The following is an 18,947-nucleotide window of genomic DNA, read 5'->3' as shown; positions in this document are numbered from 1 at the left end:
TAATGATTCCTATATTGAGAGTCAAGGACGTTTTATTGTCGTCAATACAGGGTGACCTGACAGATAAAGAGGTTCTTGAATACCAGTCTCAGATGCTGACAATGCTTGAAAAAACTGAAGCTATAGGAGTTCTCATTGATATAACAGGTATGGATATTGTAGATTCATTTATGGCGAGAGTTATCAATGAGACGGCAAATATGGCACGAATTATGGGAACTGAGGTGGTACTCTGCGGCATGCAGCCTATGGTGGCTCTGACTCTTGTTGAAATGGGACGCGAACTTATAGGTGTACAAACTGCACTTAACCTCGGCAAAGGACTTGATAAAATACTCAGTTCGACAAAAGGAAGACGAACCTCATTACACAGTCAAGTATTATAAACTGTACTATAAACTGTACTTTTTCTTACCCTAAATATATTTTCCACAATTAACTGCAGCGGAGAGCACGCAGTCCAGTGATCGAAAAACGGTACAGTGATTAAAAATGACGGATAGAATCCGGAACAGGCAAATTATGGAAAAGTGCCGGATTACTGACTGAGGAAAGTCCAGAGGGAATAAGCAATGGATAAGAGTATACCAATTAAAACCGAGAGCGACCTTCTATTCGCAAGACAAACCGCGAAGGAACTAATGAAGGAAATGGGGTTTGGTTCGGCAGATCAGACACGCATGGCTACTGCCATTTCTGAACTGGCAAGAAATGTCCTGAAATATGCAGGAGAGGGGAGCTGTTTTATCTATAAGGAACAGGACGAAAAGGAAATGGCTGTAAAAGTAATTGTAGAGGACAATGGACCCGGAATTGCTGATATTGAGCAGGCAATGCAAGACGGATTTAGTACAGGAAATGGACTGGGGGCAGGACTTCCTGGTGCCAGAAGGCTTGTAAATAATTTTGACATAGCTTCAGAGCCCGGATACACAAAAATTACTCTGGAGATCAGAAGGACTCGAAAATAATTTGATACGGCACATAGACTCAGGAATGAAAAAATCCGGAAAACCAGACAGGTCACTCAAGGCGGAGTCAGGAGACCTGAAAAAAGGAAGGAACAATGGATATAGGTACTGCAACTCATTCTTTTTTCAATGATCCGCATTGTGGGGATCAATACAGATGGTGGGAAAATAAAGACAGCGTCACATTGTGCATGGTTGACGGTCTCGGACATGGAATAGAGGCTGAGAAAGCTGCAAAGGCAGCCATCTGTTGTGTATCCCGTAACCTCTGTGAACCACTTCCCCGTATATTTGAGAAGTACGACAGAGAAATAAGTCATACTCGAGGGGTTGCGATGAGTATCGTTATTGTTGATAAAAGAAACTCTGTATTGACTCATGCTGGAATAGGAAATGTCAGTGTGGCAATAAGAGGTAGAAAAAAAATTAACCTGAGCAGCGATTGGGGCATTGTTGGGGGAGGATACAGGAAACTGAATACAAATACTGCAGATTTGGATGCCGGAGACCTTGTGCTTATGTGGACTGACGGCATCTCAGAACGCCTGGATGTTTCCGGTTATGACAACTTTCCCTACATAGGTACACAAGAACTGGCAGACCTGATACTCAGGGATCACGCAAAAGAAACAGATGATGCGACAATTCTAATATATAAGGGATGACCTGCTCATGTCAATACCAAATTTCAAACAAAGGTATTACATCCTTCTGAAGAGCTATTTTAACGACCCTGATGAGAAGTATCTCTTTGAAATAGAGAAACTGGGGCGAGAACTGGTCCAGGAAAATGTACCCCCTGAGGATATCGCAGAGATCCATGAAGAAGCAGTAGCCTGCCTTGCAGAAGCCTACCCGGACGCCAGACTTATCGAATCAGCACGTTATCTTTCGACTCCTCTGATGGAAATAATGATGGCTTATGGTCTTGCATTCAGAGAATGGATCGAAGCTTCCGAAAAAAGCAGGAGTGAACTCCAAAAGTACGCCCGAGAACTTGAGCAGGCGAACAGGGAACTTAAAAAATATTCTAAAGGATTACAGCAGAGTAAAAAACAATTTACCACGTTTATGGATAATTTGCCTGCTGCTGCGTTCATAAAAGATGATAGAGGATTTATCCTGTACTCAAACAGTTATCTGAAGGAGCATCCAGAGATAGAGAAGCGAATCAGAGATGAGGGAGCTAAAGAAAAAGATAGCAACACGAAAATTGAGTCTCTTGCAGGTCTGGAAGGAAACGAACTTTTTTACCGCACAATAAGGTTTCCAATTAATCAGGGTGATGGAATAATACTATATGGAGGTCTGGGGATTGATGTGACAGAACAGGTAAGGGCAGAAGAGATGATGGTCAAAGCCAAACTGGCCGCTGAAGAAGCAAACAACACTAAGTCCAGTTTTCTGGCCAACGTGAGCCATGAGTTAAGGACACCGCTAAATTCCATTATTGGATATTCAGATTTTTTGCTTGAGCAAACTGCAGGGCCGCTAAATGAAAAACAGAAAAAGTATGTTGACAATATTTCCATGAGCGGGAAACATCTGCTGTCTTTAATCAATGATATTCTTGACCTTTCCAGGATCGAAGCAGGAAAAATGGAGCTTCGATACACGGAGGTATCAGTATCAAGGTTGATCTGTGAGGTTCTGACAACACTTATTCCCCTAGCGTCAAAAAAGGGCATCAGTCTTGATAAGGACATCGACCCTCAACTTTGGGTTCTCCATGCAGACGAAGCAAAACTCAGAGAAATCCTTTATAATCTCACAAGCAATGCAATAAAGTTCACTCCCTATAACGGCTCGGTGGCCGTCAGAACCAGAATTGCCGGAGGCCTTGCAGAGATCTCTGTAAGGGACAGCGGTATTGGGATATCGCAGGAGGACCGGAAAAAGCTGTTCCAGCCTTTCAGCCAAATAGACACCTGGGAGGTTCGAACGTATCAGGGAAGCGGGCTTGGTCTCACCATTGTCCAGAAACTTGTGGAACTGCACGGCGGAAAAATATGGATAGAGAGCGAAGTCGGAAAAGGCAGCACGTTCATATTTACGTTACCGATAAAACAAACCTAAATCAAATCCAAAACAGCCATAAAAACAGATCTAAAACAGACCTAAAACAAATCAGGAAAAAAAATCCTCTGTGCCTGAGCACAGTGGAGATAAAAAATCAAGTAAAAGGGTCTCAGGAAATCCTTTCCCCTGCGTTAGGACCAGGACTCATACTGTAGATCTCTTCCACATGGAGAAGGGCGGCTCCTTTGGGTTTGAGGTTTGCCATTTTGGAAGCGACCCAGTCGTAAACCTCATTCATGAGAGGACCATCGTTTATTAATTCCACATTTCCCTTTATCTGGTAAGCTTTCATCGGAGGCATGTAAGCACTGATAGCAGCTTTCGGATTTTCTTTCAAATTAGCTTCAGTCTTTTTCCAGAAAACATTTGCCAGAATGATAGTTTCGTCGTCTCTTGCTTTTACAAAACCCATAAGACAAACATTTGGGACTCCGTTTTTATCTGAGGTCACAAATGAGGTAACCTGTTGATTTGCAAGTGCTTCTTTTACATCTGCAGGAAGTTTTACCATGTCCAGTTTCCCCTTTAATTTTCCTTAATTTTCAGTTCAATGTTTTAGAAATCAGAAGATGTACTATTTTTTGACCGGAAGTCCTGTTTTCATGCTTTGAACCGAAACTCCCGTTTAAAGCATGAAAGCCCTGTAAAAACTGCATCAGGATAAATTCCAGCCGTATAAAATTAAAGTATATACACTTAATTAAAGTATATACACATAATAAACTAGGAAAGATACATACTTATAATTAATTTAAGAATGACTGAAAATGATATTAAAATAAATATATGGTGTTACTCCAGTCCGGAACCAGATACAGGAAACCAGAGATAAGCGTTACTGGATCGGTAATTAGCCGGGTTACCTGGAGCAGAAATGCATGAAGACCAGAACCTTTGAAGTAACCGACACCCAGGACCATTTTCATAACCATTTCTCCGGCTGCTTCGGATTATCACTGCATGTTCCAGGCAAAACGGTTCTGAGCAAACTTTATCTGAGATGAAAATATCTTATAAGAGGATAGCAATGCAGCAATACAAGTTAAAACGTGGCTTTAAACCTGAACCTGACAGAATATACCAGGTAATGCAGGAAAGCTTCCCTGTTGAAATCTCCCGGAACGGGGACCGCTTCGATACCTCATACGGGGCAATGTCCAAAATCACGGTCTGGATAGAGAACAAAATGCTCTGTGTGGAGACGGTTTCCGATACAACTGTAAAGGATGATGAAACGATCCTTCAGACCAACAAAGCCTACAGAGACTTTCTCTTTAAGGCTACCGGCTACACGGCAAAAGAGCGCCTGAAAATGGCGAAAAAGGAAGTCGGAGAGGAATAACCTCCTGACTGCTCATTCCTGTCTAACACTATCAATAAATTACCAATAATATCCTGCAGCATTTACCTGGAGGTATCGTTCTGGAAGGAGATTTCCTTGAAAAACTGAAAAGCCTTGAGATTCCCACCTGCCTCCGGGTTTGCTGTGGGACCGACGGTTCCGTAACCTTTCTCCTCGAAATCATGACCCGAAAACAGGTCAACGTAAAAACCGAGTCTCAATTTGTAGTCAAAGCCGATAAGGAACTGGCTGACCTTCTCGGGGTAGAAGAAGGGAGTGACGTAAATGACAGGACAGTTCGCCTCTACGCCGGAGACACAGTTCTGGTCCATGCAAGGTCGCTCTCTCCCCTGGCACGTATGCCACAAACGATGAGGGACCAGCTTATGCGGGCAGACATTCCAATCGGCCGCATCCTGCGCTCCCACAACCTTGAGACCAGGCGAGATATGGTAGAACTCGAAATCCTTGAAGGCGAACTCACCTTTGATGGAATCCCTGTCCTTTCCCGTACCTACAAAATCGTCCACAACAACCATGTCCTCATGTGGATCAACGAGCGCTTCCCCATTGATGCGCGCTGGAAACTCTGAAAACCCGAACTCCCGAAAAACAAACACTAAAGAAATTGGCAGTTTTCCCTGCCAGTTCTCCAAATTTTTCAAACCAGATCCCGAATTTTTAGTTAATGAAGAGATTTTTCTCGATTTGCATCTGCTTCAGTCGAAACCTTTATATCTCTGGTGTGATATTTTGGAGATGCTCTTACAGCAACAGTGCCTTGGTGGCTTAGGGGTATAGCGCGTCCTTGGTAAGGACGAGGTCGCGGGTTCAAATCCCGCCCGAGGCTTTTTCTATTTTTTGTTTAAAGCCCATTTTTTTTCACTTAGAGAAGTAGTACAGTGGACGTGGGCATTTATAATTGCAGTCTTCAGAAGAGGCTAAAATCACTACACTTGCACCAATTTCTGATACAAACAAAAAGCTGATCTTGGAGTTTGTGGATAACTGTTTTACTGAGCGATTGGGCTGACATCGAATTTAGAAATATTTCGGTTCTGAAAATTATCGCTGTGAAGCTCCAGCTTGACCTTGACAAAGTTGAAAAAAGGGACCTTTCCATGTTTATCTCAGAATTAGAAAGATCAGATAAAGGCCAACCTTGAAGGAGCCAAGAATTTAACAGTTGACCAGATTTCTGAAGCAAAGACACTTTATGAAGCAAAATTAGATCCAGAGCTAGAGAAACCATTAAAAGAGAAGTATCCTGACCTTTTTAATAAACCTCAGGATGAGCCTTGAACTAATTCAGATGTAATCAGTTAGGGCAACACTAGCATTAGAAGCAGGGAAACAATCCATGTAATAACCTGATATCTCTATTTTTTAGATAAAGCATCAAAAAAAGACTACCTAAAAAAATACTTTTCTGAATGGCGCCTTTTGCTGTAAATTAGTGAAATCACCAGGGCCACGGTATTTTAAAAAAAGTTTATGAAATAAAGAAGGAGGGACTATTCCTGATAACACAAAAAGAATAAAAAATAAATGAAATAGAAAACAGAATGACTTTTAGAAGTAACATTACGAATAAATAACTCAAGCGTGATGTTACACAAAGCTGTGGAATACATCACGCTTAAAAAAGCCGAAGCCATAGAAAGAGCGTGTGATACTGAAAATCTTACTTTTTTTCTTTTTTTCTCCAAATCGTATAAATTGAAACACCAATAAGACCGCCCAAACCTATTTTTATACCCAAACTGAGATTATTCTTGCTTCCATCTCCAATTTGCTCGACTGTGACATTATTATTGCCTGTAATATTATTATTATTACTGTCAATAGTGACGTCACCGTCGTTGCTAAATATATTTGTTATCTTAGTTATCACATAATTGACTATATTGGGATCTTCAGTTTCAGAAGTAGGTTGCTCAGTAGGCTGTTCAGTAGGTTGTTCAGCAGGCTGTTCACTATGAGTAGTAACGGAGACATCATCGCTGGAAATAGTAAACTTCTGAATGCGGTAATTACCAAATTCTGAGACATAAACATTTCCAGATAAATCTATTGCGACACCACACGGATTCCCAAGTTGCCCATTGCCAGAGCCCTGTTCTCCCCATTTCACAATAAAGTTGCCGTTATTATCGAATTTTGCAATTCTATTATTATTATAGTCAGTGACATAAACATTGTCGGAAGAATCTACAGTAATACCACTTGGACCCTTAAATTGATTGTCACCGGTACCATAGGAACCCCATTGTGTTATGAAACTACCGTCACTACTAAATTTTTGAACTCTATTATTGTCATCAATCACGTAAATGTTATTACTAGAATCAATGGCTATATGGGATGGATTTTTTAATTGCCCATTTCCGTCACCAGGCTGACCCCACTGATTGATGAAAGTACCATCACTATTAAACTCCTGTATTCTGTTATTACCTGAATCAGCAACAAACACATTTCCTGAAGAGTCTATAGCTGCGTCTAGTGGATATTTAAATTGCCCATTACCGATACCCCAAGAACCCCAGTTTGTAATGTATTTTCCATCACTACTGAACTTTTCTATCCGGTTGTTAATGCTATCTGCAATATAAACGTTGCCTGAGGAATCTATTGCAATACCTGTTGGCGAAGAAAAACTTCCATTACTATTACCTGAAGAACCCCATTTAGTTATGAAGTCTCCATTACTGGCAATATGTTGAATACGATTATTCCACTTTTCAACAATATACAGATTGTCAGAGGAATCTATCACAATATCACACGGACCACTAAATTGTAAATTGTCAGTACCCTGCCCATTACTAATTAACCCATCAGTCTTGTAACTCTCAGCGTGCGTAATAGAGACACTCATAGATCCAAGAAGGAAAATAGTTAAGCAGATTGATGCTGTCCTAAACATTTTAACTTTTTGAGATTTCATCGTCTAATCCCTCCTCTTCTTCTTTTACTTTTTAGCCATTCCTAATTCAATAGAATCTGTTTTTGAAGTAGCTGTTACAAAAGAATCGTTTTTTAAATCACATTTAAAAAGTTAAGAATTTGATTATACAACAGAATAAATATTCATAAATATTAATTAAATATTAATATCTTTTAATAAATAACTGCTATACTTCAGAAGATTATATAAGTATAAGAATTTTTTTATTTGAATAGGACTTTTTATACTAAATAATTAGTTCATTTATTAATAGTTCAATAATAATGATCAAGGTAGTTGGCAGTAAATTTAGAATAGGTCTAAAATGGTCCCATTCAGTCTATGAGATACTATAATACAATATGAATAAAGAAAAAAGCAAATAAAAAATAATTATAGAACATAAAGAAAGAAGTGATTATTTATTACCCAATTAGTTTATGGATAATAAAACAAACGAGTGAAAAAGGGTTTTGAACAATTAAACATTGCATGTTTGCTCATATGAAATTTACGTTTTTACAGCTGATATACACATGCCTCTTGATTAGAACAATATAGTGAATCTTTTAGGCAAAAACGATGACAGAAGCGCCTGAAAATCCCACCCAATAATTTATAAATATTTTTTGTGAGTTTGTGGGCTATAAGTCCTCTTCTCACTATACTTTTCTCCTGTATGAACATAACAGTTCTATTAAGCTTTTTATGTATTTGTCTAAATAAATTATATCAGTTCAGGCGAGTTTTCAGGGCTCTTTTTCCTGTGTGTACCTACGAGAATGATGTTGGGAAGAATCGAGATATAAAGCGAACATTATTTCCCTACGACCTTGTCCTTACCAGGGACGCGTTTGGCAGGGCGTGTGTTCAGTTTCACTGGGGTCGCACTTAGAGCTACCTGCATCTGGCTCACAACGTTACGAGTGAGCTAATTCATGTAAAGCCAGTAGAAATGGCTATAAACCCCAAACATTTCTCGCAAAGTGGATAGAATGAAATCCTTTACTTATTGATGCTTATCTCGAGGTAAGAGACGGACTTTGTTATGAAAACGAAGTTCTCTTTGTAGTTGCTGGGATCATGATACGGTTATTGCGAGATACTTGGAACAAGACTGCCAGATAGCGAAACCGCTATGTTCTGGGAAGATCTCTTCGATGATCTCAAAGAAAGAGAGTTAAGAGGTGTCAAGTTAATTGTTTCTGATTGTTATAAAGGAATACAAAAAGCAGTTAGAGAATCCTCTACTGGATCGAGCTGGCAGATGTGTCACGTCCATCTGATAAGGCAAACTCTAAAAAGGTTTCCAATAAAGAAGCAAAAAAGTTTATTGGACAGCTTGTACAGGTCAGGGTATTCGTGACACTCTGCGCTCCCTAAGTAATAAAACATACTTGATTTAAGTTATTCCAAATATTGCAAGTCACACAATTTAATGCCCAACAAGTATCTTCAAACTCTTGATTAAAAATTAAGATTTAAAAGATAATAACAACTATTCGACAATATTAAATAATATTGACCATTTTAATAAACATCGTTTATATTTAATCAAAAATTTCAAAATTAATTCTGAATTTATCTATCAGTATTAATCTCAGATCAATAACCATATGGAACTTAAAACCTCCTTCCAGTGATTATTGTTGAGATGAAATTATCAAGAATAATTTGTGTGGTGTTTCTGTGTGGAAATCGAGTAATCGTTTCCTTGCAGCTTTATCTGCCTCCTTTATATTAGTAATGAAGGCTGCAGGCACTACAAATAATCCGTGGCAATGCACTGATATTTGAGGTGTTTTGGAGCGAATATGGAAAAGGACTGGAAAGTGAAGTCAAAGGAAAATCTAGAAAAAAATTCGTTTAAAAAATTAAATTACAGGTGTACTTTAAATTTATTCTTTTTATCTTTGGTTACACTGTACATACCGTTTAAACTCATTTAAGGAAGCTTGATGGTGGCGAATAACAATGTATATCACATCTGACATAGATGATCAAAAATGGGATGAATATGTAAAAAACCATCCTTTTGGAAATATATTCCAAACGACATCAATGTACTATGTATACGAAAAGACTAAAAACTATTTCCCAATAAAACTTTGTGCTGTTAATGAAATCACAGGTAAAATTGAGGGTGTGTTAAACGGAGTAACAATATGTGAAATGACAGGTTTATTAGGTAAAACTTTATTAGGTGAATTTTCTACTCGTTCTATCATTGAAGGAGGACCCCTCGTTTCAGGTAACTCGATTGATTGCATATCAAAAATGGTAATTGAATATGATAAAAAAGTACAAAAAAAATCTGTTTATACGGAAACATGGAACTTCAATGATATGAAATCCTTACTTGATAAAGTAGAAAATTATGACTATGAGAACCATCTTAACTTTATTATAAATCTTGAATTATTGGAAGAAGATCTTTGGAGACAGCTTCATAGATCAAGAAGAAGAAATATCAATAAAGCAATTAGAGAAGGCATAGTAATTGAAGAGATAAATCACAGAAAAATGATACCTGTTTTTTATGACTTGGTAAAAGAGACCTATAAGAGAGCACGTATACCACTTGCAGACATTTCACTATTTGAGTCAGCATTTGATCAACTCGTACCAAAGAATATGGTAAAATTTTTTTTAGCAAAGCACGATGATATATATCTTAGTTCTATAGCTGTTTTAACATACAATCACACAATTTTCGCCTGGTATGCTGGAACTTCAAATAATGCATTATCGCTATTTCCTAATGATTACCTGGTGTGGCATGTTCTGAAATGGGGAATAGAAAACAATTATAAATTATTTGATTTTGGTGGAGCTGGTAAACCTGACGTGGAATATGGTCCGAGAGAATTCAAAAGACGATTTGGCGGAAAACTGGTTAATTATGGAAGACACGTTCATATCCATTCTCCTCTAAAGAAAAAAATCACAGATTATGGGTTAAAAGTGTACCAAAAAATCCATTTATGAAAAAAGGCCTGGAGTTAAAAAGGAAAAAAGAAATGCATTTTGACACATTTACTAAGCAAATTATTCGGTTGTGGCAATACTTAGAGTCTCCTCTTTCCACATTTCTCACATACCATAATAAAGGCAAAATTGTTTTATAAAAAGATGCTTTCCAGGCGCATGCAATAATTAAGTAAGCTTCAGTTCCATTTTGTAACACTTCTCCTTCTGTCCACATACATTTTAGGTTTGTTCAACGATTACAAAACCCGTTTTGTTGTATAATTTTATAGCAGGAACATTATTCACACTTACATATAAAAAAATTAACGATATTCTATTCAGTTTCATTTCCTTAATGCTTTCTTTTAATAGTCTCTCAGCAAAGCCTTTGCATCTGAAGTTTCTGTCGGTTGCGATTGAGTATATTACGGCTTGCCTCTTAAAACTCTTAAAAGAAATCTTAGGCTTAAGGTAGTATATGCAATAGCCAATAACTTTATTCTGATTCTTAATGACATAGAATATTTCTCTGGAACACTTTGAATGTCTTACTATATCTTTTTCACTTTTATTCTGAAACTCCTCAGACTGGATTCTAAGAATTTCAGGAATTACATGGTCATCTACGAGTACAATACTTCCTTTATCCAACTGCTTCCATCCCTTTAAAAGTAGAATCCCAAAATTATCTCTTAATATTCTCTTCATGCCCGTTAAATATACAATTGATTTAGTAATTTGGGCTCTTCTGAACTCCATATAAGCCACCTTTAAGTAATCTATCCAGAACAATTTTTGGATAATTTTGGGATCTATTTTCCTGTAATCGAGTACCCTGTGCATGAAGTAATAACCAGAGTTTTTGGACCAAGTTTTTGCGTTTCTCAGGTTTTGCGCATTCTGGGATGGAATCTCTAAAACTCTTATTTCTTGCTTAGATATTCACAGGATAAAACCATAATAAACCGCCAAGAAAACAGAAGCTATAGATGCCCCCTCTCGTTTTTCCCGTAAACATAATAATTTAAGTTATATCTAACAATTTATTGCAACTTCCACGCATAAATAGTAACCGAGTAATGTATTAAATTTTGGAAAGTCTCCCAGTATCAAATCGTTCTTGAGTAAAAGTGGCAAAAGAGAGTGATGTAAGAAGCGAAGGCTTTTGAAGAACAGGATAGTGTATGTAATAATAGCAAGTCTAAGCGCTAAAAGCATATAGAATATCGGTGAGAGCCCAAAAAACTGTAGTCGTTGACCACAAGGACTGCAAAAGGCAGAATGATCAGAAAAATGAGAATCCGGGCTTGGATGATGTCTGCACTAAAGTTGACCCGTCGAAAGTGATCCTCCTGCTTTGCACTCAACCCGAATGTCAGCCACATCTGGATGTCTCCGACCACGTTCGTTTATGATCCCCCACAGATCCTATGCGACAGAGAAACGGCTCGCAGAACTTACGGCATAACTCGTTCACTCCCCCCCTCAAATCTATCTAAAACCTCCAGATTAGTATCAAGCTCAGGGAAGGGACACCCTATCTGAGAGTCTCTTTTATTTCCAAAGGATTGGATGTGACCGATGTGTAAAGCTCATGATCTCCAAAGATATTAACGCCAGAAACTTGAACGTTATCCACGCTTTTCTCCGATACAGAGCAAAAAGCCAAAGAAACTCTCATCAACGTCCTTACCTTATCTGGAATTACAGATTTTATCTTATCTCCTTCTAAATTTACTTTTGGAAAGATTGATTTCACTTACTGGCGATTTTATAAGTGAGCGCTTATAAAAGAATAATGAAAATGAGTACTCTTCTACAAAATAATTATCTATATAATTTAATTACAAAAGTTGCCTTTCTGTTTCTGAATATCTAAGAACCTTCGTCAAAAGAACTACTGGTAAAGAGTAGAATTAACTGTACTGGTTATGTTAAGACTTTTTTAGAAAAGAAGCAAAGATCGGGCTTCCTGTGAAGCACTCAATCACTCATAAGACCCGCCTGAGTGCATATCTCAGGCGGGAGAGGTCTTATCACACAATTGGATGGATAGATAAATATAGTTATCACTATTATTTAAATTGTTGCACTGTTTAGACGTTAGGAAGACCGGTTTTTCCCTTATAGTTTGAGGGATTTACCGCCTGCAAAGCACCTACAAGATCCAGAGGAAAGTAGTATCGAATCCAGCCGGACTTTAGAAGATACGTTGTAATATCCAGAAGCAAACCGTAAGCCTACGGCTGGCTCAGTTATATTTTTCTGTTTCTTCCTGTTCCCGTTCTCTCATCTTTGTTCATGCCTTTTCGCCATACATGTCCCCATTCAAAAGCAGGCTCCACTGAGTATTCCAAACATTAAATCATGAAACAGAAAGATATCCCAATAACGAATATAACAACGAGCATAATGAAATATAAAAACCGGTTTTTCATTAGAGATATTTCCATGTTTCTATCTCCTGACTTTGCCTTCATAAACTCTGTTATTTTTTGAAGTATCCATCGTCATTTGCAGGATGCAGCAGGATTTGGCGGGTTATAGAGCCTGCAAGGATAACTGAAGAAAAGCGAAAATCTTTACTTCCTTACATACTTACTTCCTTGCATACATTACTGCAACCATAAACGTTACAAACACCTGGAAAAGGCCTATGAAAGGAATACTGTTTGATCTCTGAGTAGAGTTGGAATTCTCCTCCTGATCTCCTGCTGTTCCTGTATTTTCTGTCATTCCGGTATAGTTTGTCTTATTTTGACTTTCGTCTTGCTCGCCCACTGTTACTGCATTTTCTGCAATTCCAGCATCTTTTATCTCGTTCACAGTTTGATTTTCTTCTTGCCACATACCTTGCGCCTTCAGTTCCTCGATTACCGTATCTCTATCTGAAATAGGATATTTTACTCCCAGGGGCACTCTAAAAAGCTGTTTATCGAGATTTTCATCCATTAACATCAAGAGTGCGGATTCGTTCTGGGCAAATTCGACTTCATCTTCGATTCCTTTACTAGTCCCAATTTCGCTTCTTACTTTTATTGTCTCTACAGGAATGGGATTATAGAGCCATTCTTTAACTGCAATTGTATAAATCGTGTAGTCGTAAAATGTGCCAATCTTGCTGACTGTACCAATAATTATTCGGTCAGAGTTGTTTACTTGATAAGAGATTTCCATAGATTCTGCTACAATTTCGGCTGCTGCGAGACTTGGGACTAGAAGAAGCAGGATCAAGGTTAAGAGGATAGAAAGCGAGTTCAATTGTCCCATGAATTATTTCCTCTTTTATGTTTCATTTAGAAAATATTTATTATTAATGCCGCTCGCAACTTTTAAACATTTTGAATCTGAGCTGCATAAAACCCTCTTATTTTAGATAATTTGTCTGAAGGTATCTAACCGGTTACAGTGTTACTACAGTCTCCAGAGGACATAAAACATGGAGTCAGACCTCTTGGTGGCTTAGGGACATAACGCGTCCCTGGTAAGGACGAGGTCGTAGGGATGGTAAGCAAAAATGGTATCAAAGGCGCCTGAAAGTCCTATCTGAAGCTTATTTATACTTCTCTTTTCACACTCAGTTTCAAAGCTTACTTTCGCTGAGAGTTACTCGATGAGTGTAATACATAAGTGAACTACCCCTCCCTGCTTTCTGATGAAAGCGAGGAAGTGGCTTCTTGCTTCATCCCTCGAACTACCGTTCGCAAGTCCACAAGCTCATCCCCTACGTTCCATAGGTGTCAGATAACTATAAGATTTTGATCTTGAAGAGAGAACTTTTTGATATTGATTGCAGCATTTATGTCTCTGTCATGCTTTGTTTTGCAATCAGGACACGTCCACTCTCTAATATCAAGAGTTAGATTAGAATTGTGATGCCCACAAACATTGCATAATTTAGAAGATGGCTCAAATCTTCCTATTCGTAAAATGGTTTTTCCCAACCATTCAGCTTTATACTCTAATTTTGTTACAAAACTACTCAACGAAGCATCTGAAATGGACTGAGCCAGACAATGATTTTTTACCATACCTTTAACATTCAGAGTTTCCAGCGCAATAGCTTGGTTCTCGCTAATCAGTCTGAAAGAGAGTTGATGCTGGAAATTATTTCTCTGATTGCTAATAGTTTCATGGATTTTTGAAAGATGCTGTCTAGCCTTATTCCTATTCTTAGAGCCTTTAACTTTTCTCGATACTCTTTTTTGGAGAGCTTTCATTCTTTTTAGAGAATTTTTAAGGTATTTTGGATTTTCAACCTTTTCTCCATTTGATAGAACTGCAAAATCTTTGATGCCTGCATCAATACCTATTGTAGTTGATTCTGAAAAGTTCTGCTTTTCAGGAATATCTTTTTCATTATCTACAAGGATACTGATATAATATTTTCCTGTACTTGATCTTGAAATTGTTGCGGTTTTAAGTTTGCCTTCAAACCTTCTATGAAGTATGGTTTTAACTTCACCTATTTTAGGAAGCTTAATTATCTGCTTCTCAAAATTTACCGCATAATGTTGAGGCATTCGATATGATTGAACCGGATTTTTCTTAGACTTGAACTTAGGAAATCCGGATTTTTCTCTAAAGAATTTAGTAAATGCTGATTCTACATTTACTAAAGAGGCAAGTAGAGCCTGTGAATTAGCTTCTTTTAACCATTCGTTAGAAGGTTTTACTTCATGGACTAAAATGTGCTGGAAATCAAACCTTGATATTGATTTCTTAGTTTGTTCATAAGTTTTTATTTTCTGTTCTAAAGCCCAGTTATAGACAAATCTACATGCGCCAAAATGAACTTGTATCATTTCCTTTTGTTTTTTGTTAGGGTAGATTCGATATTTGTAGGCTTTTAACATGCTATGCATTATGCGTTTTAAAGAGATATATAGATTTTATTAAACTTACTATAATGAAGTTGACGGCTTTCATCCCCCACCTGTCGCTTCGCTCCGAGGAAGGGGACTTCACGCCTTAAAGTTAAATACTTCTCCACGTTTTGAATTTGTAGAAAATTTTGCCTTTCCTGAAAAAGATAAAAAAAGAATAATGTTAGACCCTGTTGATTAGTAGATGCGAATAGATGCATGGATCTCGTATCTGAGTGATTGAAGTGAACTACCCGCTATTGAAATGGCAGGCTTCCTGGTTCATCCCTCTCTCTTTTGAGAGCAAGTCCCCAGGTTCTTCCCTGCGTTCCGCAGGTGTCAATTAATTATGAGATTTTGCTCAAGGAGAGAGAACTTTTTGATATTAATTGCAGCATTAATATCCCTATCATGCGGAGTCTTGCAATCAGGGCAGATCCATTCTCTATCCTTTAGTGTCAATTCTGAATTATGATAACCGCAAACATTACAAAGTTTAGAAGAAGGCTCAAATTGTCCAATCCTTAGTACCGTTTTCCCGAACCATTTAGCCTTATTATTCTAGCTTCGTTACAAAGCTATGCCATGCAGAATCACTTATAACCTGTGCTAAATGGTTATTCTTGACCATACCTTTAACATTCAGAGTTTCCAGTGTAATAGCTTGGTTCTCGCGGATAAGTTTAGAAGAGAGTTTGTGCTGGAAATTGTTTCTCTGATTACTAATTTTTTCATGGATTTTTGAGAGTAGTTTTCTTGTTTTATCTCTGCGTTTAGAACCTACCTGTTTCCTTGACACTCTTTTTTGGAGACATTTAAGTCTTTTAAGAGAATTTTTCAGGTATTTTGGATTTTCAATCTTTTCGCCTGTAGAGAGTACAGCAAAATCCTTAATCCCGACATCTATACCCACTGTAGTAGATTCAGAATACTTCTGTTTTGTAGGAAGTTCTTTCCCATCTTCAACAAGGATACTGACGTAGTATTTTCCAGTACATGATCTTGAAACTGTTGCTGTTCTCAGAGTACCTTCAAACGTTCTATGAAATAGAACTTCAACCTCTCCGATTTTAGGGAGCTTGACTATGCCCTTTTTAAAGTCTACAAAGTAGTGTTGAGGTACAGGAAAAGACTGTACCGGATTTTTCTTTGATTTGAATCTGGGAAAGCCGTTCTTCTCTCTGAAAAATCTAACAAAAGCCGCATCTACATGTTTTGTCATTCCCTGAAATGACTGAGAATTAGTTTCTTTCAGGAAAGGTTTTTCAGTTTTCAGGGCAGGAAGAAGCTTATCCAGCTCCATGTGATTTATACATTTTCCAGTCTGTTCATAAGTCTTAATTTTCTGTTCTAAAGCCCAATTGTAGACAAGCCGACAGCTACCGATGTGCTTATTTATTAGCGTTTCTTGTTTTTTAGCAGGTTTCAATCTGTACTTATAGGCTTTTAACATTAAAAGTTATATTAGTTTTACCCGCATATATAACATGGGTAAATTACGAAAGTAGTTGTGGAAAGTTGACGCCATTCATCCCGCCACTAAAGTGACGGGCATTCTGCCTTTGATTATCGTAAATATGCTATAATTGCCTTTCATATATAATGCATTTAAAAAAGTATAGTTAGCAAACAATGATTCTAGAATAAAATATGCAGAGAATGATAGAATTCATAGAATATTCTGTAAAATAAGGGGAATTGAAAATGACAGACAATAAAAGTATGATTTTAATTTACTACCATGACGACAATGACGGACTCTGTTCAGCCGCTGTCGCTGCGAATTACTATGACCGGAATGAGTTTGCTATAAAGTTTATTCCTATAAACTATGGCAAAGAGTCCTGGAGTAAGGAAGAAATAAAGGTAGCCGAAAAAGTATGGCTTGTTGATTTTGCCAGCGACAAAATGGACGAATTCGTAAAGGTTTGCGGGTCCAAACTGATATGGATAGATCATCATAAGACTGCTATGGAGAAATTTCCTGACCTGTGGACTTCGAGCGATATTCCGGGGATCAGATCCATTGAAAAGGCTGCCTGTGTACTTACATGGGAATTCATTCATTCTGAATATGTTCCACCTCCTGCAGCAGTTGCTTATATCGGTGACAAAGATATGTGGAGGTTTGAGTATGTTGAGACCAGAGCTTTCAGTGCAGGCTTCAGTCTCATGGTCAAAACTCCTGATGATGCCGTATGGGACGTGCTTCTCAGTTCCAGTTCCGAATACGGGGATACAGTAAGTAAAATGATATCAATCGGCGAATTACTCCTGGAATCTCAGAGTTACAAAATTCAAAAGGCATTCGAACGTGGAGTAGATTGCATTTTCCATAACTGGAAAGCTAGGCTTGTAAACACTACCGGGAGTATCTCCGAGCTTGGAGAATTCATCTACAAGAAGCCTGAGTATGATATTGCTATCATGTGGCAGGCTGTGGAGGATATGGTAGTATTCAGCCTGAGGTCTGATTCAGGAAACCCTGACTCACCTGATTGCTCTGAAATTGCCCGGCAATACGATGGCGGAGGACATAAGAATGCTGCAGGGTTCCAGAAAAAGAATATGGATTTCCCAGGTCTGCTTTTGTGTTAGATTTAAAAATGGAGAGTAAGCTCACTAGTGGAGAATAAGCTCATTATATCTAAATTTAAATCATTTGTTGTTTCTATTTTCGATAACTGACCCTACGGCCAATCGGCCAATTTTCCTCTATATGGACAAAGAGAAAGTATGATTAAACCTGAGGCTGAAAGAGTAAAGTCCAAAATGATTTAATTAGTTTTTTAAAAAAATTGTAAAATGAAAAAGGATAAAATTTGAAGCAAAAATAAAAAAATAAGTTTTAAAAACCGTTTTTGGTTTTATTATGGCCCTTTTAGATCAATTTAGTAAATTGGATATTACCAGTATTTCCAGAATACTATCTAAATAATGTTAGTTTAATGAGATAATTATTTATAGTAAGTATACGTGATTGATATCAACGTACAATCAAAAAAGAACGTAATAGTGGGGAAAAAACATGAGAATAAGAGTGGTTAGTTCAAGAGAAGAAATCTTTACATTAAATCCAAACGAAAGAATAGTTCACCTGGCTTTCAGGCCTTCAAACAAGGATATTTTTGGATTGGTAGAGACCTGTCCGAAGATTGAGGTAATCCAGTTACCCAAATCTTATATGGCTACAGTTTCAAAATCTATAGAAATGTTCCTTCAGATACAAAGGGTTCAGCTTATCGAAGGAGATGTATGGGGTCACAGGAAGGACATTAACGAATACTACGCAATTCCGTCCTCAGTGATTGAAAAGATTAAGGAAATGAAGATCGAAGGCAAATCCACTGAGGAAATCGAGAAGAAGGTTGCAAGGGAAGGCAAGCTGAACCCTGGAATGGTCGCTTATATCCTGACAAAAGAAACTCCTGCCTGAATTCAAACATGATAAACATGCTGTGGGGTATGACTGGAGATTAGATAGGATAGAGATGGGTCGGGTCATCCGCTATCTAATCTCCAACTTGAATCTTCTTCAACTTAAGCCTTGAGATTTTTACTCTTTTATGGCTCTTTTGATTAACTAATGCCAGAATTTATTCAAACTATTTAAGATACAAGAATTTGTGAGAACTTTTTCTATTTCTCCCGTCTTTTTCATCCCTTCCCTGAACCTGGAAGTATGATTTTTTGAACTCGCCTCTTTGCAGGCAATTTTTAGATAACTGGTTTATGTCTGTAAGTAACTTAGAAACTAATAGACTCAAAAC

At 37.8% G+C, this 18,947-nt stretch carries 17 protein-coding genes, 1 tRNA gene and 2 pseudogenes; 13 read left to right on the top strand and 7 right to left on the bottom strand.

Annotated elements, in window-relative coordinates; genetic code table 11:
- Positions 1-2 precede the first annotated feature (2 nt).
- The 4 genes from MSHOH_RS03395 (at position 3) to MSHOH_RS21880 (ending at position 3,047) form a co-directional block, all read left to right on the top strand.
- Positions 3-386, top strand: coding sequence for an STAS domain-containing protein (locus MSHOH_RS03395; protein ID WP_204245379.1), 384 nt, complete (start codon positions 3-5; stop codon positions 384-386).
- A gap of 186 nt (positions 387-572) precedes the next feature.
- On the top strand, positions 573-971 hold the full coding sequence (locus MSHOH_RS03390; protein WP_048137370.1) for an anti-sigma regulatory factor: 399 nt from the start codon (positions 573-575) through the stop codon (positions 969-971).
- Positions 972-1,066: 95 nt separating this feature from the next.
- Positions 1,067-1,636 (top strand): SpoIIE family protein phosphatase, encoded by a 570-nt coding sequence (locus MSHOH_RS03385; protein WP_082089227.1) that lies wholly within the window; start codon positions 1,067-1,069, stop codon positions 1,634-1,636.
- Between the two features lie 7 nt (positions 1,637-1,643).
- On the top strand, positions 1,644-3,047 hold the full coding sequence (locus MSHOH_RS21880; protein ID WP_052730686.1) for an ATP-binding protein: 1,404 nt from the start codon (positions 1,644-1,646) through the stop codon (positions 3,045-3,047).
- A gap of 112 nt (positions 3,048-3,159) precedes the next feature.
- On the opposite strand, the gene MSHOH_RS03375 is transcribed toward MSHOH_RS21880, so the two are convergent.
- A complete protein-coding gene (locus MSHOH_RS03375; RefSeq protein WP_048137366.1) occupies positions 3,160-3,561 on the bottom strand; it encodes a pyridoxamine 5'-phosphate oxidase family protein in 402 nt (133 codons plus the stop codon).
- Positions 3,562-3,823: 262 nt separating this feature from the next.
- Positions 3,824-3,976, bottom strand: a complete 153-nt coding sequence (locus MSHOH_RS23365) for a hypothetical protein (protein ID WP_158024031.1) — start codon at positions 3,974-3,976, stop codon at positions 3,824-3,826.
- Positions 3,977-4,077: 101 nt separating this feature from the next.
- On the opposite strand from MSHOH_RS23365, the gene MSHOH_RS03370 reads away from it, so the two are divergent.
- The 4 genes from MSHOH_RS03370 (at position 4,078) to MSHOH_RS24195 (ending at position 5,558) form a co-directional block, all read left to right on the top strand.
- The gene (locus MSHOH_RS03370) at positions 4,078-4,392 is read left to right on the top strand and encodes a DUF5611 family protein (protein ID WP_048137364.1); all 315 of its coding nucleotides are present in this window, start codon (positions 4,078-4,080) and stop codon (positions 4,390-4,392) included.
- Between the two features lie 38 nt (positions 4,393-4,430).
- Positions 4,431-4,985 carry a chorismate--pyruvate lyase family protein gene (locus tag MSHOH_RS03365; RefSeq protein WP_338037933.1) on the top strand — a complete coding sequence of 185 codons (555 nt, stop codon included), beginning with the start codon at positions 4,431-4,433 and terminating at the stop codon, positions 4,983-4,985.
- Between the two features lie 185 nt (positions 4,986-5,170).
- Positions 5,171-5,242 (top strand) — tRNA-Thr (locus MSHOH_RS03360).
- Positions 5,243-5,390: 148 nt separating this feature from the next.
- Positions 5,391-5,558, top strand: a complete 168-nt coding sequence (locus MSHOH_RS24195; RefSeq protein ID WP_162197599.1) for a hypothetical protein — start codon at positions 5,391-5,393, stop codon at positions 5,556-5,558.
- A gap of 518 nt (positions 5,559-6,076) precedes the next feature.
- Here the strand turns inward: MSHOH_RS24195 and MSHOH_RS03355 are convergent.
- The gene (locus tag MSHOH_RS03355) at positions 6,077-7,342 is read right to left on the bottom strand and encodes a 6-bladed beta-propeller (protein WP_052730685.1); all 1,266 of its coding nucleotides are present in this window, start codon (positions 7,340-7,342) and stop codon (positions 6,077-6,079) included.
- A gap of 1,005 nt (positions 7,343-8,347) precedes the next feature.
- Here MSHOH_RS03355 and MSHOH_RS22525 point away from each other — a divergent pair.
- Positions 8,348-8,687 (top strand): annotated as a pseudogene (locus tag MSHOH_RS22525) (transposase); the annotation flags it as partial.
- A gap of 629 nt (positions 8,688-9,316) precedes the next feature.
- Positions 9,317-10,330 (top strand): lipid II:glycine glycyltransferase FemX, encoded by a 1,014-nt coding sequence (locus MSHOH_RS03350; protein WP_048137360.1) that lies wholly within the window; start codon positions 9,317-9,319, stop codon positions 10,328-10,330.
- A 222-nt stretch (positions 10,331-10,552) separates the two neighbouring features.
- Here MSHOH_RS03350 and MSHOH_RS03345 read toward each other — a convergent pair whose 3' ends face one another.
- The gene (locus tag MSHOH_RS03345; RefSeq protein ID WP_239451188.1) at positions 10,553-11,155 is read right to left on the bottom strand and encodes a GNAT family N-acetyltransferase; all 603 of its coding nucleotides are present in this window, start codon (positions 11,153-11,155) and stop codon (positions 10,553-10,555) included.
- Positions 11,156-11,541: 386 nt separating this feature from the next.
- Between MSHOH_RS03345 and MSHOH_RS23360 the strand changes: the two genes are divergently transcribed.
- The gene (locus tag MSHOH_RS23360; protein WP_158024030.1) at positions 11,542-11,727 is read left to right on the top strand and encodes a hypothetical protein; all 186 of its coding nucleotides are present in this window, start codon (positions 11,542-11,544) and stop codon (positions 11,725-11,727) included.
- Between the two features lie 1,183 nt (positions 11,728-12,910).
- Here MSHOH_RS23360 and MSHOH_RS03340 read toward each other — a convergent pair.
- From MSHOH_RS03340 to tnpB (MSHOH_RS03325), 3 genes and pseudogenes are all read right to left on the bottom strand, one after another.
- A complete protein-coding gene (locus tag MSHOH_RS03340) occupies positions 12,911-13,582 on the bottom strand; it encodes a hypothetical protein (RefSeq protein ID WP_052730684.1) in 672 nt (223 codons plus the stop codon).
- A gap of 470 nt (positions 13,583-14,052) precedes the next feature.
- Positions 14,053-15,168, bottom strand: coding sequence for an IS200/IS605 family element RNA-guided endonuclease TnpB (gene tnpB / locus MSHOH_RS03335; RefSeq protein ID WP_048143105.1), 1,116 nt, complete (start codon positions 15,166-15,168; stop codon positions 14,053-14,055).
- Positions 15,169-15,516: 348 nt separating this feature from the next.
- Positions 15,517-16,630: pseudogene (gene tnpB, locus MSHOH_RS03325) on the bottom strand (IS200/IS605 family element RNA-guided endonuclease TnpB).
- Positions 16,631-16,881: 251 nt separating this feature from the next.
- Between tnpB (MSHOH_RS03325) and MSHOH_RS03320 the strand changes: the two are divergent.
- Together MSHOH_RS03320 and MSHOH_RS03315 are read left to right on the top strand one after the other, a co-directional pair.
- Positions 16,882-17,775, top strand: coding sequence for a DHH family phosphoesterase (locus tag MSHOH_RS03320; protein WP_048137357.1), 894 nt, complete (start codon positions 16,882-16,884; stop codon positions 17,773-17,775).
- A gap of 430 nt (positions 17,776-18,205) precedes the next feature.
- Positions 18,206-18,613, top strand: coding sequence for a DUF1699 family protein (locus tag MSHOH_RS03315; RefSeq protein ID WP_048137355.1), 408 nt, complete (start codon positions 18,206-18,208; stop codon positions 18,611-18,613).
- Positions 18,614-18,947: the final 334 nt, after the last annotated feature.

Origin of the sequence: Methanosarcina horonobensis HB-1 = JCM 15518 (genome assembly GCF_000970285.1) — an archaeon.
GTDB classification, from domain to species: Archaea; Halobacteriota; Methanosarcinia; order Methanosarcinales; family Methanosarcinaceae; genus Methanosarcina; species Methanosarcina horonobensis.
The sequence above is the reverse complement of the archived record's forward strand: the minus strand, read 5'-3'. Positions and strand labels throughout refer to the sequence as shown.

What these genes read in the sequence shown, in the direction of transcription:
- MSHOH_RS03355 (WP_052730685.1), bottom strand. Translation starts at nt 7,342, where the DNA reads ATGAAATCTCAAAAAGTTAAAATGTTTAGGACAGCATCAATCTGCTTA.
- MSHOH_RS03395 (WP_204245379.1), top strand. Translation starts at nt 3, where the DNA reads ATGATTCCTATATTGAGAGTCAAGGACGTTTTATTGTCGTCAATACAG.
- MSHOH_RS03375 (WP_048137366.1), bottom strand. Translation starts at nt 3,561, where the DNA reads ATGGTAAAACTTCCTGCAGATGTAAAAGAAGCACTTGCAAATCAACAG.
- MSHOH_RS21880 (WP_052730686.1), top strand. Translation starts at nt 1,644, where the DNA reads ATGTCAATACCAAATTTCAAACAAAGGTATTACATCCTTCTGAAGAGC.
- MSHOH_RS03345 (WP_239451188.1), bottom strand. Translation starts at nt 11,155, where the DNA reads ATGCACAGGGTACTCGATTACAGGAAAATAGATCCCAAAATTATCCAA.
- MSHOH_RS03340 (WP_052730684.1), bottom strand. Translation starts at nt 13,582, where the DNA reads ATGGGACAATTGAACTCGCTTTCTATCCTCTTAACCTTGATCCTGCTT.
- MSHOH_RS03320 (WP_048137357.1), top strand. Translation starts at nt 16,882, where the DNA reads ATGACAGACAATAAAAGTATGATTTTAATTTACTACCATGACGACAAT.
- MSHOH_RS03370 (WP_048137364.1), top strand. Translation starts at nt 4,078, where the DNA reads ATGCAGCAATACAAGTTAAAACGTGGCTTTAAACCTGAACCTGACAGA.
- MSHOH_RS03385 (WP_082089227.1), top strand. Translation starts at nt 1,067, where the DNA reads ATGGATATAGGTACTGCAACTCATTCTTTTTTCAATGATCCGCATTGT.
- MSHOH_RS03350 (WP_048137360.1), top strand. Translation starts at nt 9,317, where the DNA reads ATGTATATCACATCTGACATAGATGATCAAAAATGGGATGAATATGTA.
- MSHOH_RS03315 (WP_048137355.1), top strand. Translation starts at nt 18,206, where the DNA reads ATGAGAATAAGAGTGGTTAGTTCAAGAGAAGAAATCTTTACATTAAAT.
- tnpB (WP_048143105.1), bottom strand. Translation starts at nt 15,168, where the DNA reads ATGTTAAAAGCCTACAAATATCGAATCTACCCTAACAAAAAACAAAAG.
- MSHOH_RS23365 (WP_158024031.1), bottom strand. Translation starts at nt 3,976, where the DNA reads ATGAAAATGGTCCTGGGTGTCGGTTACTTCAAAGGTTCTGGTCTTCAT.
- MSHOH_RS03390 (WP_048137370.1), top strand. Translation starts at nt 573, where the DNA reads ATGGATAAGAGTATACCAATTAAAACCGAGAGCGACCTTCTATTCGCA.